This window comes from Planosporangium thailandense, assembly GCF_011947195.1.
In the GTDB taxonomy this organism is placed as follows: domain Bacteria; phylum Actinomycetota; class Actinomycetes; order Mycobacteriales; family Micromonosporaceae; genus Planosporangium; species Planosporangium thailandense.
In genome coordinates this window covers 42,566-67,010 of record NZ_JAATVY010000026.1, presented here as the reverse complement: position 1 = coordinate 67,010, position 24,445 = coordinate 42,566, and the positions used below count along the sequence as shown (strand labels likewise).

General features: G+C 72.8%; 24 protein-coding genes. 11 read left to right on the top strand and 13 right to left on the bottom strand.

What is annotated here, in order from left to right; genetic code table 11:
* Positions 1-48: 48 nt before the first annotated feature.
* Positions 49-801, bottom strand: a complete 753-nt coding sequence (locus HC031_RS26150) for a TetR/AcrR family transcriptional regulator (RefSeq protein WP_167928078.1) — start codon at positions 799-801, stop codon at positions 49-51.
* 192 nt (positions 802-993) lie between these two features.
* Here HC031_RS26150 and HC031_RS26145 point away from each other — a divergent pair, with 192 nt between their 5' ends.
* Positions 994-1,959: an ATP-binding cassette domain-containing protein gene (locus HC031_RS26145; RefSeq protein WP_167928077.1), complete on the top strand. Its 966-nt coding sequence runs from the start codon at positions 994-996 to the stop codon at positions 1,957-1,959.
* Positions 1,952-2,740, top strand: a complete 789-nt coding sequence (locus HC031_RS26140; RefSeq protein ID WP_338090838.1) for an ABC transporter permease — start codon at positions 1,952-1,954, stop codon at positions 2,738-2,740. Before HC031_RS26145 ends, HC031_RS26140 begins: the two co-directional genes overlap by 8 nt.
* 39 nt (positions 2,741-2,779) lie before the next feature.
* On the opposite strand, the gene HC031_RS26135 is transcribed toward HC031_RS26140, so the two are convergent.
* The 4 genes from HC031_RS26135 to HC031_RS26120 form a co-directional block, all read right to left on the bottom strand.
* Entirely contained in the window at positions 2,780-4,612 is a 1,833-nt protein-coding gene (locus tag HC031_RS26135; protein ID WP_167928076.1) for a glycoside hydrolase family 15 protein, read from the bottom strand.
* Positions 4,613-4,623: 11 nt separating this feature from the next.
* The gene (locus HC031_RS26130; RefSeq protein WP_167928075.1) at positions 4,624-5,646 is read right to left on the bottom strand and encodes an SDR family oxidoreductase; all 1,023 of its coding nucleotides are present in this window, start codon (positions 5,644-5,646) and stop codon (positions 4,624-4,626) included.
* A 136-nt stretch (positions 5,647-5,782) separates the two neighbouring features.
* Positions 5,783-6,151 carry an NO-inducible flavohemoprotein gene (locus HC031_RS26125; protein ID WP_167928074.1) on the bottom strand — a complete coding sequence of 123 codons (369 nt, stop codon included), beginning with the start codon at positions 6,149-6,151 and terminating at the stop codon, positions 5,783-5,785.
* A 14-nt stretch (positions 6,152-6,165) separates the two neighbouring features.
* Positions 6,166-6,435 (bottom strand): hypothetical protein, encoded by a 270-nt coding sequence (locus tag HC031_RS26120; protein ID WP_167928073.1) that lies wholly within the window; start codon positions 6,433-6,435, stop codon positions 6,166-6,168.
* Between the two features lie 187 nt (positions 6,436-6,622).
* Here HC031_RS26120 and HC031_RS26115 point away from each other — a divergent pair, with 187 nt between their 5' ends.
* On the top strand, positions 6,623-7,747 hold the full coding sequence (locus HC031_RS26115) for a serine/threonine-protein kinase (protein WP_338090837.1): 1,125 nt from the start codon (positions 6,623-6,625) through the stop codon (positions 7,745-7,747).
* A gap of 5 nt (positions 7,748-7,752) precedes the next feature.
* On the opposite strand, the gene HC031_RS26110 is transcribed toward HC031_RS26115, so the two are convergent.
* Entirely contained in the window at positions 7,753-8,283 is a 531-nt protein-coding gene (locus HC031_RS26110) for a GNAT family N-acetyltransferase (RefSeq protein ID WP_167928072.1), read from the bottom strand.
* Between the two features lie 143 nt (positions 8,284-8,426).
* Here HC031_RS26110 and HC031_RS26105 point away from each other — a divergent pair, with 143 nt between their 5' ends.
* Positions 8,427-9,095 carry a phosphoribosyltransferase family protein gene (locus HC031_RS26105; RefSeq protein WP_167928071.1) on the top strand — a complete coding sequence of 223 codons (669 nt, stop codon included), beginning with the start codon at positions 8,427-8,429 and terminating at the stop codon, positions 9,093-9,095.
* Between the two features lie 23 nt (positions 9,096-9,118).
* Here the strand turns inward: HC031_RS26105 and HC031_RS26100 are convergent, their stop codons facing one another.
* The 7 genes from HC031_RS26100 to HC031_RS26070 form a co-directional block, all read right to left on the bottom strand.
* Positions 9,119-10,084 (bottom strand): diacylglycerol/lipid kinase family protein, encoded by a 966-nt coding sequence (locus HC031_RS26100; RefSeq protein WP_240943023.1) that lies wholly within the window; start codon positions 10,082-10,084, stop codon positions 9,119-9,121.
* Positions 10,085-10,170: 86 nt separating this feature from the next.
* Positions 10,171-13,095, bottom strand: a complete 2,925-nt coding sequence (locus HC031_RS26095) for an aminotransferase class I/II-fold pyridoxal phosphate-dependent enzyme (protein WP_167928070.1) — start codon at positions 13,093-13,095, stop codon at positions 10,171-10,173.
* Complete coding sequence (locus HC031_RS26090) at positions 13,092-13,931, bottom strand: acyl-ACP desaturase (RefSeq protein WP_205863260.1); 840 nt, start codon at positions 13,929-13,931, stop codon at positions 13,092-13,094. The genes HC031_RS26095 and HC031_RS26090 overlap by 4 nt, the downstream gene beginning before the upstream one ends.
* Complete coding sequence (locus tag HC031_RS26085) at positions 13,928-14,179, bottom strand: phosphopantetheine-binding protein (protein ID WP_167928069.1); 252 nt, start codon at positions 14,177-14,179, stop codon at positions 13,928-13,930. Before HC031_RS26085 ends, HC031_RS26090 begins: the two co-directional genes overlap by 4 nt.
* 7 nt (positions 14,180-14,186) lie before the next feature.
* Positions 14,187-15,041 (bottom strand): SAM-dependent methyltransferase, encoded by an 855-nt coding sequence (locus tag HC031_RS26080; protein WP_205863259.1) that lies wholly within the window; start codon positions 15,039-15,041, stop codon positions 14,187-14,189.
* Positions 15,041-16,630 (bottom strand): AMP-binding protein, encoded by a 1,590-nt coding sequence (locus HC031_RS26075; protein ID WP_167928068.1) that lies wholly within the window; start codon positions 16,628-16,630, stop codon positions 15,041-15,043. Before HC031_RS26075 ends, HC031_RS26080 begins: the two co-directional genes overlap by 1 nt.
* Positions 16,631-16,970: 340 nt before the next feature.
* Positions 16,971-17,162, bottom strand: coding sequence for a hypothetical protein (locus tag HC031_RS26070; protein WP_167928067.1), 192 nt, complete (start codon positions 17,160-17,162; stop codon positions 16,971-16,973).
* Between the two features lie 294 nt (positions 17,163-17,456).
* Between HC031_RS26070 and HC031_RS26065 the strand changes: the two genes are divergently transcribed.
* The 7 genes from HC031_RS26065 (at position 17,457) to HC031_RS26035 (ending at position 24,444) form a co-directional block, all read left to right on the top strand.
* Positions 17,457-17,972: an inorganic diphosphatase gene (locus HC031_RS26065; protein WP_167928099.1), complete on the top strand. Its 516-nt coding sequence runs from the start codon at positions 17,457-17,459 to the stop codon at positions 17,970-17,972.
* A gap of 371 nt (positions 17,973-18,343) precedes the next feature.
* Positions 18,344-19,450: an LCP family glycopolymer transferase gene (locus tag HC031_RS26060; RefSeq protein ID WP_167928066.1), complete on the top strand. Its 1,107-nt coding sequence runs from the start codon at positions 18,344-18,346 to the stop codon at positions 19,448-19,450.
* 38 nt (positions 19,451-19,488) lie between these two features.
* Positions 19,489-20,151, top strand: a complete 663-nt coding sequence (locus tag HC031_RS26055; RefSeq protein ID WP_167928065.1) for a maleylpyruvate isomerase mycothiol-dependent enzyme family protein — start codon at positions 19,489-19,491, stop codon at positions 20,149-20,151.
* 114 nt (positions 20,152-20,265) lie between these two features.
* Positions 20,266-20,883 carry a hypothetical protein gene (locus tag HC031_RS26050; RefSeq protein WP_167928064.1) on the top strand — a complete coding sequence of 206 codons (618 nt, stop codon included), beginning with the start codon at positions 20,266-20,268 and terminating at the stop codon, positions 20,881-20,883.
* A 191-nt stretch (positions 20,884-21,074) separates the two neighbouring features.
* On the top strand, positions 21,075-21,515 hold the full coding sequence (locus HC031_RS26045) for a hypothetical protein (RefSeq protein ID WP_167928063.1): 441 nt from the start codon (positions 21,075-21,077) through the stop codon (positions 21,513-21,515).
* Between the two features lie 571 nt (positions 21,516-22,086).
* Positions 22,087-23,574 carry an MFS transporter gene (locus tag HC031_RS26040; protein WP_167928098.1) on the top strand — a complete coding sequence of 496 codons (1,488 nt, stop codon included), beginning with the start codon at positions 22,087-22,089 and terminating at the stop codon, positions 23,572-23,574.
* Between the two features lie 102 nt (positions 23,575-23,676).
* A complete protein-coding gene (locus tag HC031_RS26035; protein WP_167928062.1) occupies positions 23,677-24,444 on the top strand; it encodes a TSUP family transporter in 768 nt (255 codons plus the stop codon).
* The last annotated feature ends 1 nt before the right edge of the window (position 24,445 follow it).

The window sequence follows — 24,445 nt, the reverse complement described above, 5'->3', positions numbered from 1 at the left end:
ACCGAGAACGACACTGGGGCCCGGCACGCGCCGGGCCCCACGCCGGTGTCAGCCACGGGCGCGTACCAGGACGTCGATGCCGTCGAGGATGCGCTCGAGCCCGAACAGGAACTCGCCGTCCTCCGGCTCGTCCTCGTCGTCGAGCGCACCGGCGGCGATGACCTCACTCAGCTCCGGAAAGCGCGCGGGGTCGATAAGCCCGGCCAGCGCCCGACCGTACCCGGCCATCGCATCGTCCGGCGTGGCCCCCGCTGCCTGAGCAGCCTCGGCGATGTCGGCGACCAGCGCCGCCCAGCTCCGGACGAAGCTGGTGATCAGCAGGATCACCGACATCTTCTGCTGTCCGGTGAGGCGGGTGCCCCGCAGCGCCCGCAGCGCGACTTCGAGCCAGGCGGTGCTGTTGGGGGTCAGCGGCGGTCCGCTGATCGGCACGCGGACCACCCACGGATGGCGGCGCAGCCCGGCCAGCTCGGCCCGGGCCCACCGCTCAAGCCCATCCCGCCAGCCCTCGTCCGGGCGCACCGGCTCGGGCGGCGGGCCGTACGCCGCATCGACCATCAGCGCGAGCAGTTCATCCTTGGCCGACACGTACCGGTACAGGGACATCGTTGAGGCGCCGAGCTCGGTGGCGACCCGACTCATCGACACCGCCGCGAGCCCGTCGGCGTCGGCGACGTTCACCGCCGCTTCGACGATCCGCTCCAGGCTCAGGCCGCGTTTGGGCCCCTTCGTGGGGCGCCCCCGCAGCCCCCACGCAGCCTCGATGCTGGCCGGTAGGCCGGTGTCGCGCTCGTTCTCCATCGCCTCCGCTTTCGTCTGACCGCTCCCCCGGTGACCGATTTTGCCGGTGACCGTCGCCGCCCGTGACCGATTCTCGTCGACCGCCCGATCGGGGTTGACCACCACCCTATTACTGCGTATAACCTACGCAGAAGCGTGTACGCCATACGCAGAAGGCGCTGGCGCGCGCGAGCCGACGAGGAGCACGGCGAGATGACCGACCAACCGGCGATCGAGGCGACCGGCCTCGAAAAGTCCTACGGCGGCGTGAAGGTGCTGGCCGGCGTCGACCTGCGGGTCGCGCGCGGCAGCGTGTTCGCGCTGCTCGGCCCCAACGGGGCCGGCAAGACGACGACCGTACGCATCCTGTCCACCCTCGTCCGCGCGGATGCCGGGCGGGCGCGGGTCGCGGGCTTCGACGTCGAACGCGACCGGCGACTGGTGCGCCGCAACATCAGCCTGACCGGCCAGTTCGCGTCGGTCGACGATCTGCAGACCGGCGCGGAGAACCTGCGCATGATGGGCCGCCTGTCCGGACTGTCCCGCGCACAGGCCCGCCGCCGCGCCGACGATCTGCTCGTACAATTCGACCTCACGACGGTCGGCCGGCGCCGGGTCGCCACGTACTCGGGTGGGACGCGCCGGCGGCTCGACCTCGCGACCAGCCTCGTCGGCAATCCTCAGGTGATATTCCTCGACGAGCCGACGACCGGGCTCGACCCGCATGCCCGACAGGGCATGTGGCACGTGATCGCGGGCCTCGTCACGTCCGGGGTAACCGTCTTCCTCACCACCCAGTACCTCGAGGAGGCCGACCGACTCGCCGACCGGGTCGCCGTGGTCGACGGCGGGCGGGTGGTCGCGGAGGGCTCACCCGCCGAACTCAAGACCCGGTTCGCCGACCAGCGCCTCGACCTCACGCTCGCCGACCCGGCCGCCTTCGAGGCCGCCTGCACCCTCCTCGGCCGGCGCGCGGTCCGGTGCGACCGCGACCACCTGACCCTGGCGGTCGCGACCGACGGCAGCGCCGCGCACGTACGCGCCCTGCTGGACGAGGTCGACCCGCACCGCCGCGCCGTGCGCCGGTTCGCGCTGCACGACGCCACGCTCGACGACGTGTTCCTGGCCCTGACCGGCCATGCCGCCACCGCTTCGGAGAAGGAGACCGCCGGTGTCTGACCTCGCCGTGCCCACCACGTTCCCGCGCCGCTCGCCACTCGGCGACTCGCTCGTCATGGTCGACCGCTGCCTGCGGCTGTCGCGCCGCAACGTCGACGCCATGCTGACCTCACTGATGTTGCCCATCATGCTGATGCTGCTGTTCGTCTACCTCTTCGGCGGGGCCATCCACACCGGCACCCGGTACGTCACGTACGTCGTGCCCGGCGTCCTGCTGCTGTGTGCGGGCTTCGGCTCGTCCCTGACCGCCGTCAGCGTCAGCCACGACATGACCGCCGGCATCATCGACCGGCTCCGTTCGATGGACGTCAGCGGCCGATCGGTACTTGCCGGGCAGGTGGCGGCCAGCGTCGTGCGCAATGCCGTCTCCACCGTGCTCGTGTTCGCGGTCGCCTTCGGAATCGGGTTCCGGCCCACCGCGCAGCCGCTGCGCTGGCTCGCGGCGGCCGGCATCCTGGCGCTGTTCATCCTCGCGATGTCCTGGCTGTCCGCCGCGGTCGGACTCCTCGCGAAGTCGCCCGAGGCGGCCGGCGGATTCACGTTCCTGGTGATGTTCCTGCCCTACCCCAGCAGCGCCTTCGTCCCGATCCAGACCATGCCCGGGTGGATCCACGGCTTCGCCCGCCACCAGCCGGTCACGCCGGTCATTGAGACGCTGCGCGGCCTGCTGCTCGACGCGCCGGTCGGCGCGAACGCCTGGCGGGCGATCGCCTGGTCGGCGGCGATCCTCGTCGCCGCGGTCGGGCTGTCGAGCGTGCTCTTCCGCCGCCGCGTCGGCTAATGGGACGGTGTAATCAGACGTGCGGGCGGCCGTCGCGGGTCACCCGGTTGAACCGGGGCCCGCGCCGCCCGGCGGCCGCTCGCCCGTGCGCGAACGCCGGCCCGCGGGCCCCGCGCCGGACCGAAGCTGCATCGCGGTGGCGACCAGTTGGATGTGCGACAGCGCCTGCGGGAAGTTGCCGACCAGGCGTGCCGCGTCGACGTCGTACTCCTCGGAGAGCAGGCCGACGTCGTTGGCCAGCCCGAGGAGCCGTTCGAAGGTCTTGCGTGCGTCGCCGGTACGGCCCTGCAGCAGGTAGTTGTCGGCCAGCCAGAACGTGCACGCCAGGAACGAGCCCTCGCCCGGCGGCAACCCGTCCACCTTCTCCGTGTCGTGGCCCTGGGTGTAGCGCTGGACGAGACCGTCGCGCATCAGTTCCTTCTCGATCGCCGCGACGGTCCCCCGTATCCGGTCGTCGGTGGCGGGCAGGAACCCGACCAGCGCCATCAGCAGGTTCGCCGCGTCCAGCGACCGTGAACCGTAGTAGCGGGTGAAGGTGCCGTGCGCGGCGTCGAAGCCCTTGTCGCACACCTCGTCGAAGATCTCCGTGCGGATGCGCCGCCACCGGTCCACCGGCCCGTCCAGGCCGAACCGCTCAACCCCCTTGACCGCGCGGTCCATCGCCGCCCACGCCATGACCTTCGAGTACGTGAAGTGCTGGCGCGGCCCGCGCGCCTCCCAGATGCCGTCGTCGGGCTCGCGCCAGTTCGACTCCAGGAAGTCCAGCAGCACCCGCTGCACGTGCCAGGCGTCGGCGTCGGTCGGCAGCCCCGCCAGCCGGGCCTGATGCAGCGCATCCATCAGTTCGCCGTACACGTCGAGCTGGAACTGCCCGCTGGCGGCGTTGCCGATGCGCACCGGCGCCGCGCCCTGGTACCCGGGCAGCCAGGCCAGCTCGAACTCCGACAGCCGGCGCTCGCCGTTGATGCCGTACATGATCTGCATCTGCTCCGGGCGCCCGGCGAGCGCCCGCAGCAGCCACTCCCGCCACGCGGCCGCCTCGTCGGTGTAGCCGGCCTGCAACAGCACGAGCAGGGTGTACGTGGCGTCGCGGAGCCAGCAGTACCGGTAGTCCCAGTTGCGTACGCCGCCGAGCTGTTCGGGCAGCGACGTGGTCGGCGCGGCGACGATCCCGCCGGTGGGCTGGTACGCCAGCGCCTTCAGGGTGATCAGCGAACGGACCACGGCGTCGCGGTACGGGCCGTCGTAGCGGCAGGCGCCGGCCCACTGCCGCCACCACTGCTCGGTCCGGAAAATGATCTCGGGTACGTCCAGCAGCGCGTCCTGGAGCGCGCCGTACCCCAGGCGGAGGTCGACCGCCTGTCCCTGCGCGACCTCGAAGCGCGCGTACACGACCTCGTCGCGCACCTCCAGTTCGACGTCGCTGTCGATCACGACGGTGTCCGGCCCGGCGACCGCGACCAGCCGCCGGCCCTCACCCCGGATCCACGGCACGATGTGGCCGTAGTCGAAGCGCAGGTTCAGCTCGCTGCGCATCGACACCCGCCCGGAGACGCCCTCCACCCGGCGGATGAGGGTGGCATTCCCGTCACGCAGCGGCATGCAGTCCACCACCCGCACCGTGCCGTCCGGTCCCTCGAAGGTCGTCTCCAGCACCAGCGAGTCGTCCCGGTAGCGTCGGGTCACGCGCTGGCGCTCCGCAACCGGGGCGATCCGCCACCGCCCGTGCTCCGGCCCGCCGAGCAGCGCGGCGAAGCACGCGCCCGCGTCGAACCGGGGCAGGCAGAGCCAGTCCACCGAACCGTCCCGGCCGACCAGCGCGCCGGTGTGCAGGTCGCCGATGAACGCGTAGTCCTCCAAGGGCAGGGCCACGAACTCCTCCGTTACGATCGCCGACTGCGCAGCGCCAGCCCGGCGCCCACCGCGGTGGCGACGGCTCCGGCGACGCCGAGCAGCGCGTGGTGCTGCGACGCCCACAGCTGGGCACTGCGGTCGTGCGCCCGCTTGTCGAAATCGCCGTGGGCGCCGAAGTCGGGCTCACCGGTGTCGTCGGCCGGTTCCCACAGGTTCGCCGGCTGGTGCGGATCGCGGGGCTGGCTCGTCTGCTGGGACGTGAAGCCGGTCCGGGCCAGGTACCGGTCGAGCAGGCCCGGCGCGACCGCGTTCGCGATCAACGTCGCCGCCGTCGAGGCGCCCACCCAGTACTCCCGCCGGCCCGGATGGTCGGCCGCGTACACGATGGCCTTCGCGGCGACCTCCGGCTGGTAGATCGGCGGCACCGGCTGGGCGTGGCGGGGCAGCCGGGACAGCACCCAGTCGAACTGCGGGGTGTTGACCGCCGGCATCTGGACCATGGTGGTGCGCACGTGGCTGCGGTTGTGCAGCAGTTCGCAGCGCAGCGCCTCGTTGAAGCCCTGGACCGCGTGCTTGGCCCCGCAGTACGCCGTCTGCAGCGGAATCCCCCGGTAGGCCAGCGCCGACCCCACCTGCACGATCGTGCCGTGGTCACGCGGCAGCATCCGCGACAGCGCCGCCTTCGCTCCGTACACGTACCCCAGGTAGGTCACCTCCGTGACCCGCTTGAACTCCTTCGGCTCGATCTCGGTGAACGGCGCGAACACCGACGTGAACGCGTCGTTGACCCACACGTCGATCGGCCCCAACTCCCGCTCCACCCGCGCCGCCGCCGCGTCCACCTCGTCGAACTCCGCGACGTCCACCGGCACCGCCAGCGCGGTGCCACCGGCGCGCCGGACGTCGTCGGCCGCGCCGTCGAGGCCGGACTCCCCGCGGGCGAGCAGGGCGACGCGGTCTCCGCGGCGGGCGAACCGACGCGCGGCCGCCCGGCCGATCCCGCCGCTCGCTCCGGTGATCACTACGACCCGTCCGCCGTTCTTCGAGGTCATCGGTTACCCCTTCTCCCGGCTACCGTTGGTTCGTTCCCATCGATTCGCAGTCTCACTTGGCGTGAGGAACTTTTGCACTGTGCATTCGTTCCCCCGCCGCGGTCGGCGAAACATGAGAACCGGCATCGGGCGGCGATCAGGCGTACAGCGCCTCTGCCGGGCCGAAGAACTCCAGGTGGATACGCTCGTCCGGCACGTCGAGGGCGCGCAGGCCGATGGCGAGCATGCGCATGAAGCCGCGCGGCCCGCAGAAGTAGAAGTCGAGGTCGGCGACGGGTAGCGCACCCTTGATCCATTCCATGGTGATGCGCCCTGGCCGGTCGTAGTCGCGGCCCGGCACGTCCTCGGGCAACGGGTTCTCGTAGAACACGCACGCGTGGACCGCGCTGCTGGTCGCGGCCAGGTCGCGGATGTGCCGCTTCATCGCCTGGTCACGTCCGCAGCGGGCGGCGTGCACCCACCACGTCTCCCGGCGGCGGTCCCGTTCGACGAGGTGCTCCAGCATGGAGACCAACGGCGTCAGGCCGACGCCGCCGCTGAGCAGCGCAACCGGCCGGTGACTCTCCTCGTCGAGGGCGAAATCGCCCGCCGGGCGTTGACCCGCAGGACGCTGCCGGGACCGACCTCGTCGTGCAGGTAATTGGAGGCCAGGCCGGGCGGGGCGTACGGCGCCTCGCCCGGCAGCCCCTCCCGCTTGACCGAGATCCGGTAGTAGTCACGCCCGGGCGCGCAGGAGATGCTGTAGTTGCGGGTCGTCGTCCCGAAGCCGGGAATCTCCGGATCGTGCACGGACTCAACGTCGTTGCCGTCATTGCGTCGCGCTACCCGACCACCTGGTCGACATGCGTGACCGGCCGACTACCCCGCGTCGAACCTCCCCGGTCCAGAGCCATCCACGCTGTTTGTCCGGTCCGCCACCGGGGTACACGGCCGGGACACGACGCGATGGCGAGACGCGGTGGGCAAGGAGCGGCAGGTGCGGATACTGGGCGGGCGGTACCGGCTCGAACAGCGCATCGGCGTCGGCGGTATGTCGGAGGTGTGGCGAGGGTTCGACCAGGTGCTCGCCCGGCCCGTCGCGGTCAAGCTCCTCAACCCGGACCGGTCCGCCGACCGGGACTGCGACGAGCAGGCGCGTACCGAGGCCCGGTCCGCCGCGCAGCTCATCCACCCCAACGTGGCCGGCGTCTACGACGTCGGGATGGCCGCCCTTCCCGAGCTGGCCCAGGGCCGGCAGGCGCCGTACATCGTGATGGAGCTCGTGCACGGCGCCACCCTGGCCGAGCACCTGACGACCGGGCCCATGGTCTGGGACATCGCGGTGCGGGTCTGCGCTGAGGTCAGCGCGGCGCTCGCCGCCGCGCACGGGCGGGGCATCGTGCACCGCGACATCAAGCCGGCCAACATCATGCTCACGCCGTCCGGGGTGAAGGTCCTCGACTTCGGTATCGCGACCGCCGCCGGACAGCGTGACCAGCTACCGGAGGGCACGGTGCTGGGCACACCGGCGTACCTGGCCCCCGAACGCCTCGACGGCGCCCCCGCGACGCCCGCCACCGACATGTACGCCGTCGGTGTGCTGCTGTACCAGTGCCTGACCGGTCGGCTGCCGTGGCCGGCGGACACGCCGACCGCGCTGTACTACGCCCACCGCAACAGCCGGCCCGATCCGCTGCCGCCGATCGACGGACTCGCGCCCGAGGCCGCGGATCTGTGCGCCCGGTGCCTGACCGACGACCCGGAGGAGCGCCCCACCAGCGCGCTCGCCGCGCTCGTGCTGGCCGAGGCGGTCGACGCGCGCGTGTACGTGCCGCCGGTCGGTGTGCCCAGGGTCCCGGATCCCCGCCCGGCCGGGGAAAGCCGCGCCCGGGAAAGCCGCGCGGTGGAAAACCGCGCCCGGGAAAGCCGCGCGGTGGAAAACCGCGCCGGGGAAGACCGCGCCGGGGAGAGCGGTCCGGCTTCGCCGAAGCACCGGGGCCCCACCCGCGACGTCAGCGCCGACGCCGCGACGTCCGCGGGCAGGCACCGCGCCCCGGCGCAGCCCCCGTCCTGGGCGGCCCACCCGACCGAGGCGGCGCGGCCGGGCCGGCGCCGCGGATGACGGCGTCAAAGCCGCTTGGTCATGATGGTGGTCGGATCCAGCCGCCCGTCCGGGGTCGCGGCGTAGTCGTCGACCACGCCGACCCGCTGCCACCCCAGGCGCTCGTAGAGGCGTTCGGCCGGGCTGCCGGTCTGCGTGTCGAGCACCAGGACGGTACGCCCGAGCCGCTGCGCGGTGTCCTCGAGCGCCGTCATCAGCGCCGTGGCGCAGCCGCGTCCCCGGGCGTCGCGGTGTACCAGCAGCTTGGACACCTCCGCCCGGTGGCCGCCGTTCGACTGGGTCGCGAGCACCAGCCGGACCGTGCCGATGACGCGGTCCCGGTCGTCGCGGGCCACCCAGGTCAGCGTGTCCGGGTCCGGCAGCACGGCGCGCCACCAGGAGCGGGCCTCCTCGTGACCGAGCGGCGCCAGGAATCCGACGCTGGCCCCACCGGCGACGCAGTCGACGAGCACGTCCGCGAGCTGGTCGGCGACGGCCGGGGCGGCGGGGTCGGCGGAGTCGGCGGGGTCGGCGGCCCGGAGGAGTTCGATACGCATCCGGACATGATGGCGAACGCTCGGGCGGGCGGTTGCGGCCGGTAGTCACCGGTCGCCGGGCCGGTTTACGGGACTTTCTGCCCTGCGCGGCCCCATGGCCTGCCCGCAGGCTGGAAGGAACCGCTCCGGGTGAGAGGACCGACGTGATTTTCCGGGACCGAGTCGATGCGGGACGTCAACTGGCGCTCAGACTGGCGCATCTTCGCGCCGAGGACGTCGTGGTCCTGGGGCTGCCCCGCGGCGGAGTACCCGTCGCGTTCGAGGTGGCGCACGCCCTGGACGCGCCGCTCGACGTGATCGTCGTACGAAAGGTCGGCGTGCCGTGGCAGCCGGAGCTCGCGATGGGCGCCGTGGGCGAGGACGGCGCCATGATCGTCAACTCGGCGGTGATACAGGCCGCCCAGATCCAGGCCGCGGAGCTGGCCGCCGCTGCCGAGACCGCCCGGACCGAGCTGGCCGAGCGCGTCGAGCGCCTGCGGGGCGACCGGCGGCGCACCGACCTGTCCGGCCGGACCGCCGTCGTCGTCGACGACGGCATCGCGACCGGCGCGACCGCGCGGGTGGCCTGCCAGGTTGCCCGCGAACAGGGCGCTGACCGCGTCGTGCTGGCCGTACCGGTGGCGCCGCCCTCGGCGGTGGAGGCGATGTCGGACGTGGCCGACGAGGTCGTGTGTGTGCTGCAGCCGCTCCAGTTCCACGCGGTCGGCCAGTTCTACGACGACTTCAGCCCCACCACCGACGAGGACGTCGCGGTGCTGCTCGACCGGTCCGCCGCCGCGCACGCGCACGACGGGTACCGGCGCCGGCCCTGAGCGGGGTACCGCTCGATGACCCGTCAGGATCGGGTGGAAGGCACGGCGGCGGAACCATGCCCGTACCGGTCCGCGGGCACGCACACGGTGATCGCGGCAGGTCTGATCCGTACCTTCAGCCGCGTGGTCGGCCCGCGCGCCCCGCCGTCCAGCTCGTACGTCATCGGTTTACGCAGCTTCACGTCGACCGCCTTCGCGCGGGTGATGCGCACCAGCGGTGACCGCGCGGTCCGGCCGGCGACCATCCGCCCGAGGGTACGGGCCCACTGCACCGCGCCCCGTGCCGTGGCGACCCCTACCTCGAGCCAACCGTCGTCGAGGCGCGCGTCGTCGAACGCCCGGATGCCACCGGTGATGGTGCCCACGTTGCCCAACAGGACGCAGCTCGCCTTGCCGTCGAACCACGTTGTCCCGTCGACGCGGATCCTGGCCCGTACCGGATCGTCGCGCACGTGCCTGAGCGCGGTCCACACGTACGCCAGCCGGCCGGCCCTGTCCTTGAGCGACCGGTCGGCGTCGCGGATGAGCGCGCCGTCGAAACCGGCGCCGGCCATAACCGCGAAGTGCTCGCCGTTGACCTTTCCCAGGTCGAGGGCGCGGCGCCGGCCCTCGAACCCGATCCGCACGGCAGCGGCCAGGTCACGCGGGATACCGAGGTTGGACGCGAGCATGTTGGCCGTGCCGGCGGGCACGATGGCCAGCGTGGCGCCCGAACCGGCCAGCGCGTCGGCGCAGCGCTGGACCATCCCGTCGCCGCCCCACACGAAGACCAGCTCCGCGCCCTGCTTGAGCGCCTTGCGCGCCTTCTTGGGCGCCTTCGCGCTCTTGGCGACCTCGTACCAGACGATCCGGTCGACGCCGTACCCGCTGACCAGCGTGCGCAGCTCGTCGAGCCCGCCACCGAGCTTCTTCCCGCGGTGCGCGACCACCGCGACGGTACCCACCGTGACGGCGCCGGCAGCAACGGCTTCGGCCGCGACCGCGCTCATCGACATCACCGCCCTCATCCGGCCGTCCCGTTGCGACAGTCACTGGATACCCGGCGATGACACCGTTCAATCCACGCCGTTCAACGTCACAGGCTCGCGACCTCGGCGGCCAGCGCCGCGACCGTGTCCTCGAGCTGTTGCGGGGTGTGGCTGGCGTTGATGAAGAAGCGCAGCCGCGCCGCGGAGTCCTCGACGGCCGGGTACAGGATCGGCTGCACGTTGACCCCGCGCCGGCGCATCCGGTCGGCCAGCAGCAGCGCGCCGGACGAACCGCCCGTGAGGACCGGCACGACCGGGGCCGTGCCGGACCCGACGGCCAGCCCGGCCTCGGCCGCGAGGCGCCGGAAGAGCGCGGTGTTGGCGGTCAGCCGGGCCACCCGCCCGGGCTCGGCCCGCAGGCGGCGGAGCGCGGCCAGGGCCGCCGCGCCTGCCGCCGGCGGAAGGCCGACGCTGTAGACGAAACCGGGGGTGGTGTACCGCAGGTACTCGATGAGCCGGGCCTCGCCCGCGACGTACCCGCCGCAGCTGGCGAGGGCCTTCGACAGCGTACCCATCCAGATGTCCACATCGGACGCCGCGACGTCCCAGTGCTCGCCGGCGCCCCGACCGGTCGCGCCGAGCACGCCGACGCTGTGCGCCTCGTCGACATAGAGCAGGAAGCCGTGGCGGCGGCGCAGCTCCACCAGGGCGGGCAGGTCGGCGAGGTCGCCGTCCATGCTGTACACGCCCTCGACGGCGACGACGACCCGCCGATGGCGCGGCGCAAGGTCGGTCAACAGCCGGTCGAGCGCGGCCAGGTCGTTGTGCGGGAACGGTCGGCGCGACGCCCCCGACAGCCGGATCCCCTGCAGGATGCTGTCGTGGGCGAGCGCGTCGTGCAGGGCGAGATCACCCGGGCGCAGCAGATGCCCCAGCACGCCGACGTTCGTGGCGTGGCCGCTGACCATCGTCAGCGCGGCCTCGGCGCCGAGCAGGTCCGCGATCTCCGCCTCCAGGTCGCGGTGCAGGGGACGCTCGCCCGAGGCGACGCGGCTGGCCGACACCGAGGTCCCGTAGCGCGCGACGGCTTCGGCGGCGGCGGCCACCACGGCGGGGTCGGTGGCCAGGCCCAGATAGTCGTAGCCGGAGAAGTCGATCAGCTCCGCGCCGTCGACGACGGTCGTCGCGCCCAACGCACCGTCATGGGCGACGAAGTACGGGTTGGGCACGCCCAGCCGCTCGGCGAGCGACAGCCGGTCGCCGAGCGCCGCCAACTCGGGCAACCGGTCATCGACCAGCGGCTCGGTGTGCGCCACCGGCGGGCCGGCGTGCCGGTCCAGCCAGGCGGCGACCTCCGCGATGGTCGTGGTGCGCTGCAGCAGTTCGTCCGGCAGCCGGTCGAGACCCGGGTACGCCTTCGCCAGGTGCTCCTCGAGTTCGAGCAGCATCAGCGAGTCGAAGCCGAGGTCGTCGACCAGGGCCTGGTCGGGCCGCAGCGAGTCCTCGGGGTACGCCCCGGCGCTCGCGATCGCCGCCATCAGCGCGTCGGCGGTGGGCGCCGGCACCGACGAGCCCGCCGGCTCACCCCGGACGTCGGGGCTCGCCGGCGCGCTCCCCCGGCGGACCGCCCAATACCGGGTGGCCTGGCCATCCCGCGGGGACGACGTGACCGGGTGCGGGGCGCCGGGCGCCTCCTCCAGCACCACGTGGACGTTGGTGCCGCCGAAGCCGAACGAGCTGACCCCGGCCCGCCGGGGCGCACCGGGGTTCCGCGCCCACGGCCGGGCGGTGTCCGACACCCGCAGCGACCCCAGCATCGGGTCCGGCTCGTCGCAGCCCACCTGCGGCGGCACGGTCGCGTGCCGCAGCACCAGCACGGCCTTGATCAGGCCCGCGATGCCGGCGGCCGACATGGTGTGGCCGATGTTGGCCTTCACCGAGGAGACCTCGGTCGCGCCGCCCGCGCCGAACACCTCGCGCAGGGCCGCGAGTTCGACCGCGTCACCGGCCGGGGTGGCGGTGCCGTGGCACTCGACGAAGCCGACCGCGGCCGGGTCGACGGCGGCGTCGCGGTACGCCCGCCGCAGGCATGTGACCTGTCCTTCCAGTCGGGGCGTCATCGGGCCCTCGGCCCGTCCGTCGTTGGCGCAGCCGGTACCTCGGATCACCGCGTACGGCCGGTCGCCGTCGCGGAGAGCGTCGGCGAGGCGCTTGAGGACGACCACGCCGGCGCCCTCGCCGAGCACGAACCCGTCGGCCCGCCGGTCGAACGGCCGGCACACGCCGGCCCGCGACACCGCACCGATGCGCGAGAACCCGATGAGGTTGTCCGGTACGAGGTTGAGGTAGACGCCGCCGGCGACCGCGAGGTCGCACTCGCCGGCGCGCAGGTGCACCACCGCCTCGTGCAGCGCCACGAGCGCGGACGCGCACGCGGCGTCGACGACGAAGCTCGGGCCGCTGAAGTCGAACACCGCGCTGACGGTCGCGGCCGCCATGTTGAGCAGGGTGCCGGGGATCGTGTACGCGCGCGGCGGCGCCACGCCATCGACCGCCGCCCGGGCCGCGTCGGCGTCGAGCGGCGCGCCGAACTCGCCGGCGGCCATCTGCCGGGCCCGGATCCGGCTGGTCAGCAGATCCTTGTACTCGCTGACGGACGCGCCGACGTAGACGCCGGTACGGTCTCGCGGGATCGCGCCGAGGCCGGCGTCGCGCAGCGCGTCGTCGGTCAGCGTGACCAGCAGGCGGTGCTGCGGGTCGGTGACCTCGATCCGGCGGGGTGCGAGCGCGTACCGCTGCGCCGCGAAGCTGTCGACGTCCGCCAGGTGGGCGACGACGTCGGTGTACGCGAAGTCGGCGGCGCGCAGGTCATCCGCATCGTGCAGCCAGCCGTGCCGCCATCGGTCCGGCGACACGGGTGCCGTCGCCACCCGCCCGGTGCGGATGAGGTCCCAGTACCCGTCGAGGTCCTCGCCGCCGGGGAACCGGCAGGCCATGCCGACGACGGCGATGGGTTCGCTGCGCTCGCTCATCGCTTCGCGCCGGCCTGTGTCAGCAGCCCGGGCGGGCCGGGGATCTCGGTGACCGCCTCGGCCGGTACCCGCGGCAGATCGTGGCGGGTCAACCCCAGCTCCTTGAGCAGCGGCAGCACGACCTCGGCCAGGAACACGCCGCGGTCGACGCCGGCCGCGCGCATCACCTCGATGCGGCTGTCGTAGTCGGGCAGCAGGTCCTCCGCCGGCATCCGGAAGGTACGCAGTACGAAGGCGAGGTCGGCGAGGGTGCCGTCGCGGTCCTCCGCTAGGTGCAGCTCGATCATCTTCAGATAGAACCTGGAGTGCGCCATCTCGTCCCGGCCGATCAGCCGGTAGATCTCCGGCAGCACCGGGTCGCCGAGCTGCCCGGCCCAACCGCGCTGCTTGCGGTAGATGACAAACGTCGTCATCTCCTGCAGCGCGCCGTAGATGGTCATGCGGCGGCCGTCGTCGTACGGGGCCTGCCAGGTGCGCGCCAACACCGCCTCGGTGTAGTCGTGCAGCTCGTCGTCGCCGCGCGCGCCACTGCGCCGCAGGTACTCGCGCAGCACGAGCGAGTGCTTGGCCTCCTCGTAGCCCCAGTTGGCCGCGAACCAGGCCCGGCCGTAGTCGCCGCGCATCAGCTCGAGGTGGGCGCGGAGGTAGTCGGGCAGGTACATCTCCACGCCGCAGAACGTCTCCGCACACAGCGTCAGCCGGGGATCGGGCTGGTGCCCGGCCAGCTGATCCCAGTCGACGTCGGTGAAGACGTTCCAGCGGCGGGTTCGCTCGGCCCGTTCGAAGAACGTCAGGTACTCGCGGTGGAACGCCTCCCGCAGTGCCCGGCTGGTCACCGGGGCTCCCCGGGCAGCCGGGCGGACAGCGCTCCGGTGAGGTCGCCGATGCTGCGTACCGTCGCCAGCTCCTCGTCGGGCACCCGGATCGCCAGCCGCTCCTCGGCCCACGAGACCAGCTCCAGGGTCTGCAACGAGTCCAGCCCGAGCGCCTCGATCCCGGTGTCGATGTCCAGCGCCGGAGCGGGCCGCCCGGTCACGTCGGCGATTCCCGTCCTGATCAGCGCGAGCAGTTCTTCGGTGGACACGGCACTCCTAGATCTCATCGATGCGGCGCAGCGACCACTGCGCCAGCGACTGGTAGTGCATCTCGAACGCCCGGATGCAGGCGGTCAGGTACCGGTCGTAGTCAGCCAACAGGTGATCGCCCCAGCGACGCCGGATCTCGTCGGCGTGCCCGCGCAGCCGGCTGCGCCAGTGCTCGCAGGTCCGCCGGTAGTCCTCGCGCCGGGTGCGCACCTCGACGATCTCCCAGTACGGGTTGACCGCCTGCACGATGTCCTCCATCCGGGGCGTGATGCCGCCGGGGAAGATCTGGTACGTGACCCAGCCGATCTCGCGGATGTCGGCGGCCAGCCGGGGCGCCCGGTTGCGCAGAATGCACTGGAGCGCGAAGTGGGCGCCCGGCCGGCTCCACTCCCAGGCCCGCCGGAAGTAGTCGCGGTACCGGGCGACGGCTTCACCTGCGCGCGCCTGCTGCGGGGTGCAGACGTGCTCGATCATGCAGATGGACATGATGGTGTCGAAGCGCACCGGCGGAACGTAGTCGCGGTAGTCCACACAGGACGCGGTCACACCGGGCAGGTTGCGGCGCACGATCTCGGCGTGCTGCGCCTCCGACAGCGTGATGCCGTGCGCCTCGCGTACGCCGCGGTCGACGGCCAGGTACTCCAGGTTCGCGCCCCAGCCGCAGCCGATGTCGAGTACCCGCGAATCCGGGCGGACGTGGCCGTACCGGTAGAGCACATCCAGCTTGGCCACCTGCGCGGCGTCCAGGTCGTCGGTGTCGTCGAACACGGCGCACGTGTAGTTCATCCGCCGGTCCAGCCACAGCCGGAAGAACTCGTTGTCGACGTCGTAGCTGACGGCGACCTCGGCCTTGTCCGACATCAGCGCACCAGCTCCCCGGCGAGGTAGCGCCGGCGAGTCTCCTGCCGGCGCGGCTTGCCCGAGGTCGTCTTCGGCACGGTGCCGGGCCGCACGCGTACGACGTCGGTCACGGAGAGGCCGAGCGGTTCCGCCACCGCGGCGCGTACCGCGTCGGGGATGCCTTCGGGCGCGTTCGGGGCGCACTCGACGACGACCACCACCTCCTCGGTGTCGGCGCCCGGCCGGGTGAACGCGACGACCCCACCTTCGCGCACCCCCGGGACGGTGGCCGCCGCCCACTCCACGCGCTGCGGGTCGGTGTTGGCACCGCGGACGACCAGCAGGTCCTTGGCGCGACCGGTGAGGTAGAGGCTGCCACCGTCGAGGTAGCCGAGGTCGCCGGTGCGCAGCCAGCCGTCCGGGCCGAACGTCTCAGGCGCCGACTCGCCGAAATACCCGCCCGCGACCGACGGGCCCCGTACCCAGACCTCCCCGACCGCGCCGGGTGCCGCCGGAGCGCCGGAGGCGTCGACAACGGCCACCTCGTGCCCGGGCACAGGTCGGCCGCAGTCGACCGTCCCGTCCTCGGCGGTACGCAGGCCGCGGGCGAAGCTCACCGCCAGGGTCGCCTCGGCCAGGCCGTAACAGGGGGTCAGCGCGGCCGCGTCGAGCCCGGCCGGGGCGTACGCGGCGAGGAACCGCTCGAGGGTCGCGGCGTTGATCGGTTCCGCTCCGCAGCCGAGGACGCGGACGCACGACAGGTCCATCGAGCCGACGTCGTCGGGCCGCGCCCGCCGGGCGGCCAGCCCGTACGCGAAGGTCGGCCCGAACGTCACCGTGCCGCGGTACGCCGACACGGTGCGCATCCAGACGCCGGGGTCGCGCAGGAACGTCGCGGTCGGCAGGAAGACCACGGGTACCCCGGCCGTCATCGCGGCGCAGCCGAACCCGACCAGGCCCATGTCGTGGTGCAGTGGCAGCCAGCACACGCCCACGTCGCGGTCGCCGTCCAGCGCGATGCCGGCGGTGATGGCCGCGCAGTTGGCGGCCAGCGACCGGCGGGTGGCGAGGACGGCCCGCGGCCGGCCCGTGCTGCCGCTGGTGAACTGCGCGTACGCGGGCGCGTCGGGCGGCAGCGGCACCGGGGCCGGGTAGGCGTCGACATCCGCTTCGGCTTCGGCGAGATCCTCGACGGCGACGGCCGTTGTCCCCGCCTCCAGCAGGTCGAGCGTCCCGGCCGGGCCGCAGACGAGCCGGGGCCGTACCAGCCCGAGCGACTCGTCGATGCCACAGCGCCACGCGTCGCGGCGCCCCAGCGCGGGTGGCGGCGGCAGCGGCACGGGCACCGCACCGAGCCAGAGCAGCGCCAGGAACGTCGGCATGAACGCCTCGGGCTCGCCGGCGATCAGCGCCACCCGGTCACCGGCGGTGACACCCCGCGCGGCGAACGCCCCGGCGCGGTGGCTGACCAGCTTGTGCAGTTGCGCCCGGCTCAGCGTCACGGCCGTACCGTTGCCGCGCAGGTAGGTGTGGGCGGGCCGATCGGTGTGCTGGGCCGCCGGGTCGCCGTACGACGACACCACGTCGGCCACCCACCACGGGTCCCGCATGACGCTCCTCCCTGGTCACCGGCGTACGCCGGGGTTTGGCGATCATGACCAGGACAACGGAGCGGATCAATCAGGCGAACGGGCGGAGGTCCACATCCAACGGCCAACTCAGCAGGCGAACCGCGCCTTCCTGATCTCCACCGGCAGAGCGGGCCGGGCCGTCGGCCGGGGCCGGGCCGTCGGCCGTGGGCTTCACGCCACCCGCCGCGATCCGGTCCACAGTGGCGAGGCCGTCGGCAGCCACGTCACGGTAATGGAACGGTCGCCCGGGTACGCGAAACGCGTACGCCGATGAGAACGGCCACAGGGCGCCGACCGTAGCGCCCTGTGGCCAGCGTGCCTACTCCGCGACGACCTCCGCGGGCGCGGCACGGACGCGGGTGCCGTCCTGCAAGACAACCTCGACCCGACCGTCTTCGCCGAGCGGGCCTACCCCGTAGATCGCCTTGCCGGACAGCGCCCGCGCGTTCTGCTGCGACGGGCCTGGCCGGAACACCCACGCCACCTCGGTCGGCCGCCTCGACTCCCCCATGACTACCTCCGATCGTCGCCGGAGTTGACCCTAGGAGCGCGCGCGGCGCCGGCCGCGCAGACGCGCCGAGGCGATCTCGCACCACCCCGTCGGGTTAGGACTAACGGCTGCCCGGACGCCGCTCCACGGGCCGTCCCCTCCGCCCATGACGTCCGGCCGGCCGGTCTAGGGTTGAAGAAGGCCGGGCGCCACCCGACACCATGATCGATACTGCCCTCCGCACGCGCCGTGCCCCCCCGTACCCGCGAAGCGGCCGAGCTCGTGACCGCCACCGACGAGCGGGAGGAGCCGACGATGGAGTTCGACGTGACGGTCGAGATCCCCAAGGGGCAGCGGAACAAGTACGAAGTCGATCAGGCGACCAAGCGGATCCGGCTGGCCCGGACGCTGTTCACGGCGACCCAGTACCCGACCGACTACGGGTACGTCGAGGGCACGCTCGGTGACGACGACTCGCCTCTTGACGCGCTGGTACTCGTACGGGAACCGACCTTCTCCGGCTGCCAGATCCGTTGCCGCGCCATCGGGATGTACCACATGCGCGACGAGAAGGGCGACGACGCCAAGGTGCTGTGCGTGCCGGCCGGCGACCCACGCGAGTGCCACCTGCGCGACATCGACGACCTGCCGCACTTCGACCGGTTGGAGATCCAGCACTTCTTCGAGGTCTACAAGGACCTCGAGCCCGGCAAGAGCGTCGAGGGCGCGAACTGGGTCGGGCGGGCCGAGGCCGAGGCGGAGATCAAGCGGTCGCGGCAGCGGCTACGCGCCGCGACGACGGGCGGCTCCGACGCCTCGTCCGCCTGGTAGCGGCGGGCCCGGTGGGCCCCTCCTGCCCGGCGGCGTGTCGCAGGTTCGAACGCCGCCGTCCGGGGCATGACGCACCCGCCCGGGCTCGGCTGTACCCGGCGACCCGTGTCCGTCACCACCGCACGTCGCCCACCGCGCGAGCCAGGCGCCCACCCATGGGATGTCAGGACTGGCGCGTCCGTGAAAGGCGGGAACCGGGTATGCGAGGGGTGTTCGGGCGTCGCCGAAAGGCCGCCGGTACGCGAAAGGCCGACGGTCCGACGGCGGCGCGCGGATCGGCCGGCAAGCGACGACCCGATCGCCGGCCGGTCGGCGGTCCTCGCGTCAAGGCCGGACGACCGCGGCGCGACCCCCGGTGGGCCTGGGCGCTCGTGGTGGTCGGGACGCTGCTGATCCTGAGCAGCGCGGCCACGCTGGTCGGTGGCAGGTTCGTGGTCTCCCGGTACCTCGGCACCGTGCACCAGACGAGCCTGTTGGGCGCGGCCGCCGTGCCCCGGCCGGCCAGCGCGCCGCTCCCGCACACCCAGATCGACGGCCCGCTCAACCTGCTGTTGATGGGTATCGACGAGCGCGCCGACGACCCGAAGGGCGGCGCCCGGTCGGACTCGATCATCATCGTGCACATCCCGGCCAGCCACGACCACGCGTACCTCATCTCGATCCCCCGCGACAGCCGGGTGCAGATCCCCGCCTATCCGCGGGCCGGGTACCGGGGCGGAACCGAGAAGATCAACGCCGCGTTCGCGTACGGGTTCGGCTTCCCCGGCAACCGCAGCCGCTCCGACGGGTTCCAACTGCTGGCCCTGACCATCAAGCAGCTCACCGGCATCGGCTTCGACGCCGGCGCGATCGTCAACTTCGACGGTCTGCGGTCGGTGGTCGACGCGGTCGGCGGCGTGGACCTGTGCGTCGACGAGGAGACCACGTCGGTACACGTGGGTCGGGACGCCTCCGGTCGACCGGCGGTGCCGTACCTGCAACCGCCGCCGGACGGCAGGCCGGTGCCGGTCCCCGGGGTGCGACCGCAGGTCTACCACGTCGGCTGCCAGTCCTTCACCGGCTGGCAGGCCCTCGACTACGTGCGTCAACGCGAGCTGATACCCGACGCGGACTACGGCCGGCAGCGTCACCAGCAGCAGCTCATCGCCGCCCTGGTCAAGAAGGTCTCCCGTACCGGGCTGGTCTCCGACCCGCTGACCACCGATCGGACCATGCGGGCGCTGGGCAGCGCGGTCACCTTCGACGGCAACGGGGTCTCCCTGGCGGACTGGATCTTCATGCTGAAGGGCATCGACCCGGCCGCCATCACCATGGTCAAGACCAACGGAGGCCGGGCCAGCACCCAGCTCATCGACGGCCAGTCCTTCGAGATCCTCACCGACACCACCCGCCAGATGTTCCAGGCGACCCGTGACGACACCCTCGACACCTTCATCGCGGCCCATCCCGACTGGGTGACCACCAACACGACGCCGTGACCGACACGTCCCGGTGGCCCGGTTGCTAGCCTGCGACCATGCCGACCCGCGAGGTGTACGCCCGCTCCCGTCGCCGCCTGCTCGACCTGGCCGCCGGCCTCGACGAAGTCACCGCCGCGCGTGATCTGCCGGCCCTTCCCGGCTGGAGCGTCAAGGACGCCTACGCACACCTCGCCGGAGTCTGCGCCGATGTCCTCGACGGCCGGCAGGGACTGCCGCTGGCGGACTGGGGCGAGCGCACCGTTGCCGAACGGCGCGAACGCAGCCTCGCCGACGTGGTCGCCGAGTGGGCCACCCGCGGCCCCGACCTGGACGAACGGCTGGACGGCGACGGATCGTTCCGCCTCGGGGTCGACGTGTGGAGCCATGAGCACGACATCCGGGGCGCGCTCCACCTCCCGGCGCCCACCCCGACGGAGACCGCGTGGGTGGTCGATCAGGTGCTCGGGAACCTGGGACGCTCCTGGCCCGGTTCCGACGCACCGTCGGTCCGACTCACCGTGACCGACGGCGACGAGCACGTTCTCGGCGCCGGCGAGCCTGCCGTCGCCCTGCGCTGCGACGCGTTCACCCTTGGACGGCTGTTGATGGGCCGGCGCAGCCGGCGGCAGGTGGCCTCGCTCGACTGGTCCGGCGATCCGCGACCGGTGCTGGATCGCCTCTTCGTGTTCGGCCCGGCCGACGAGAACGTCGACTACTGATCGCGATCGCCGACCGTCCGCGTGACCGCCGCGCCCGCGGGTACCGACTTGTAACCGGCGTACACACTCGATGGCGGCCGCCGGTATCCGGCGGGTGACGAGTACGGGAGATGCATGATCATGCTGACGGCGCAGACGCGGCGTCGCCGACGCTTCGGCGCGGTTGTCGTAACGGTGGCCACGGCCCTCGCCTCGGTGCTGCTGACGGCGGCCCCCGCGGGGGCCGCGACCGTCGCCATCCACGACGACTCGCAGGTGCTGGATGCCACCCGGGTACAGAACGAGGCGGCCTCGCTGCCCGACCCGGTCGCCGTCTACACCACCACGAAGTTCGCCGACGACAAGGCCGCGTTCGATCGGGAGGCGCAGTCGAAGGTGACCATCCCGACCGCGATCGTGATCGCGGTCAACACCCAGTCGCAGCACCTCGCGATCCGTACCGGGCCCAGATCGCGGGTCAGCCAGTCCGAAGCGCAGCAGGCCACGCAGTCGTTCGCCACCTCCTACCGCGCCAACCACGACTACACGGCGGCCACCGTCGCGGCGCTGGACTCCATGCGTACGGCCGTGCGCAACGGTCCCGCCGCGGGCGCCCGACCGCCGGCGCACCGGACCGCCCGCTCGTCGGGCGGCGGCCTGGTCGGAGGATTGTTCTGCCTCCTGCTCGTGGTCGCGGTGGTCGTCGCGATCGTGGGGATCACCCGGCGCTCCCGCCGGGCCCGCCGGTCCTAGGGCCCCGGCTACGGGCCGCCCGGCCGCTCCGGCGTGAACCCGCGGCCGGGCGGCGGCGACGCCGGCTCGAGCGACACGTTCTGACCCGGTCGATCTTCAGCGTTTACTCAGGGGACCGCGAGCAACCTGGGGGGTGGATGGCCGGTGGTGCCGACCACCGGATGACAGCTGAATATCGCAGGAGGTTCGGCATGAAGCCGATCAGGCGCGTCGTCGTGACCACCGTGGCGGCGACCGCCATGGCTCTCGGCGGCGGGGTCGGCGTGGCGGCGGCCGACGCCGTACCGTCGCCGACGCCCACCACGACGACGGTCCCCAGCCCGACGACCGTACCGGGTATGACCACGTCGCCCGGGCCCCACCACACAACAAGCCCGGGCGGCGGCGCCGGTGCGCCCGGCACCCCAGGCGCTCCCGGCGCTCCGGGCGCGACCGGCGCTCCAGGTGCTCCCGGTACGTCAGAGCCCGAAGAGCACGAGTGCTGCTGCTGTTGCATGCAGCACCACCACCATCACGGGTACCGGCACCCCGGCGAGGGCGGCCAGGAGACCGGTGGCCCCGGGGGCGGCCAGGAGACCGGTGGCCCCGGGGGCGGCGAGAACACCGGCGGTGACGGCGGCGCCTGGTGGTGACCGAGGTAGCACGAGGTAGATAGCGCATGTGGGGCCCGGCCGCGCCGAGGCCCCACGGCACCCGACGAAGGTCCCCGGCAGCCGCGGGCTGCCGGGGACCGGCATCGCGAATCTGCTGCGCGGTCGCGTCGACGGCCGGCCGAGACGTTCACGTGTGTTCGGCCGGATCCCGCTCACGGCGTCCGGCAGATCATCCTGCTGCGGTTCGGCTGTCCGGTTAGGAAAAACGGACGATTAGGCATTAGCAGCACGAAAACGCAGAGCCCACGGCGAAGATTGGCCCAACGCGGACGCGCTGATCGTCGCGCGCCCGCTGCCTGGCGCACGGAACTGCGCCGACGACCAGTCGAACAAGTCCCGGACCGGGCCGAGAGCGCCCGGAACGGTGACAAAGTGGGCACGCAACACACCGCTGTACCGCAGTAACGCCTGAACCCCTACCGGCCCGCATCGGATGCCGTACGGGTGCGAGCCGGGACCGGTCCGGGCGCGCCTCGTGCCCGGCGCACGCCCGCTCCGATCAGTGATCGCGGTACGACCGCGACACCTTGGGGGCTTCCGCGTGCGACCGATGTTCGGAGCGCTGCGTCAGTACAACTACCGCCTGTGGGCAACGGCCGATCTGATCTCCATCATCGGCACCTGGATGCAGGTGCTCGGCGTCAACTGGTACCTGCTGCAGTCCACCGGCTCCGCGACGAAGATGGGCTTCGGCGTTCTGCTGCAGTCCCTGCCCGTCCTCCTGCTGGGCCCGTACGCCGGCGCGCTGGCCGACCGGATCCGGCCGCGGCCGCTGCTGGTGGTCAGCCAGCTCGTCCACGCCTCGCTGGCCGGCGCGCTCGCGTTCGTCGTGTTCTCCGGCTCCCACGCCGTGTGGCCGGTGTACCTGATCTCCCTGCTCGCCGGCGTGACATCGGCGGTCGACGGCCCGGCGCTCGGCCGCTTCGGCACGATGGTGGTCGGACCGAAGTCGCTGGGCAACGCGCTGGCCCTCGGCTCACTGATCAACTCGACCGGCCGGATCGTCGGGATGAGCCTCGGCGGTGTGCTGGTCGCCGCGGCCGGCCCGGGCGCGCTGTTCGCCGGCAACGCCCTGAGCTTCCTCGCCGTCGTCGCCGCGCTGCTGCTGATGCGCCCGCACGAGTGGCACCCGCTCGCCGGCGCCTCGGACGCCCCGGCAGCCGAACGCGGCGTCCGAGCCGGGTTCTCCTACCTGCTGCGCCAACCGGTCGTCCTGGTCACGCTCGCCCTGTCGCTGGCGCTCGGCTGCCTCGGGCGCAACTACCAGGTCACGATGGCGGCCATGAGCGCCGGGCCGCTGCACTCGGGCGGCGCCGGGTACGGACTGCTGTCCACGGTGTTCGCCGCCGGAACCATCCTCGGCGCGCTCGTCACCGCCCAGCGGGCGCAGCTGTCCCACCGGCTGCTGCTGGTGGCGGGCACGGTGGCCAGCGCGCTGCAGCTGGTCTCCGGGCTGGTCCCGAACCTGCTGTCGTTCGCCGTCGTCCTGGTGCCGATCGCGGCCGCCGCGATCACGATCGACACGACCGTCGCGGCGCGCGTGCAGCTGGACACCCGCGAGGACATGCGCGGCCGGGTCGTGTCGGCGATGTCGATCGTCGGGTCGCTGTCCGGAATGGCGGGCGCGCCGCTGCTCGGCTGGCTGTCCGAGCGCCTCGGTCCGCGTACGGCCCTGGTGTTCGCCGGAGCGGTGTGCCTGGCCGTCTGCGCGGCAGCGGCGGTGCTGCTGGCCCGGTTGGGCGCGACGGCGTCCGCGACCGTTCCGGCCACGACGGGTGCGGGCGCGCTGCCGGCCGGCTCCGTGACCGCCGCGGCGGACGCGGCCGTGGCGGCGCATCCGGCAGCCGCTACCGTCGCGGTCGTCGAATCCACGCCGCGCCCGCGCGGCGCCGGCCAGTCCGCGGTTCACACCCGGTACGCGGTTGCCGGGCCGGCCCGGCGGCGCCGGCAACCGGGTCCGGCCAGCTACGGCGGGCACCTGTCGCCCGGCTCCGCCGCGGCGCGGCGGGGCCGCGCCGGCGGCACCCGCACCGCCTGACCTGAGCGGAGGCCGACACGCGCCCGGCCTGAAACGAACGCACGGCCACTCGCCCGTTACGGTGCTTCACGAGATCCGCCGCCCGTGCCGCTGGGAGTGCCTGTGAGTGTGCAACACCTGCTTCTGCTGTTCGCCGCTGCGGGCGTCGCAGGCTGGATCGACGCGGTCGCCGGCGGCGGCGGCCTGGTGCAACTGCCCGCGCTGCTGCTGGCCGCGCCCAACGTCCCGGTGGCCGCCGCGCTGGGCACCAACAAGCTCGCCTCCATCACCGGTACGACGACCGCCGCGGTGACGTACGCCCGGCGCACCAAGCTGGACTGGCGCACGCTCGGCCCGGCGGCGGGGCTCGCGGTGGTGTGCGCCGGGCTCGGCGCGCTGTCGGCCTCGGCGGTACCGACGTCGTACCTGCGGCCCGTCATCATGGTGATGTTGCTGGCGGTCGCGCTGTTCGTCGTGTTCCGGCCGCAGTTCGGCACGCTCCAGGCGGAGCTGGACCAGCAGGCCCGGCGGCGGGCGATCGCGCTGGTGCTCGCCGGCGTCGTCATCGCCTTCTACGACGGCATCCTGGGCCCCGGCACCGGCACCTTCCTGATCTTCACCTTCATCGGCGTGCTCGGCCAGGACTTCGTGCACAGCTCGGCCATGGCCAAGGTCATCAACGCCGGCACCAACTTCGGCGCGCTCGCCGTGTTCGCCACCCAGGGGCACGTGCTGTGGCTGACCGGGCTGGGCATGGCCGTGTTCAACGTCGCCGGCGCCCGGCTCGGGGCGGCGACCGCGTTGAAGCGCGGATCGGGCTTCGTCCGGCTGGTGCTGCTGGCGGTGGTGACCGTGCTGGTCGGCAAGCTCGCGATCGACCAGTGGGCCTGAT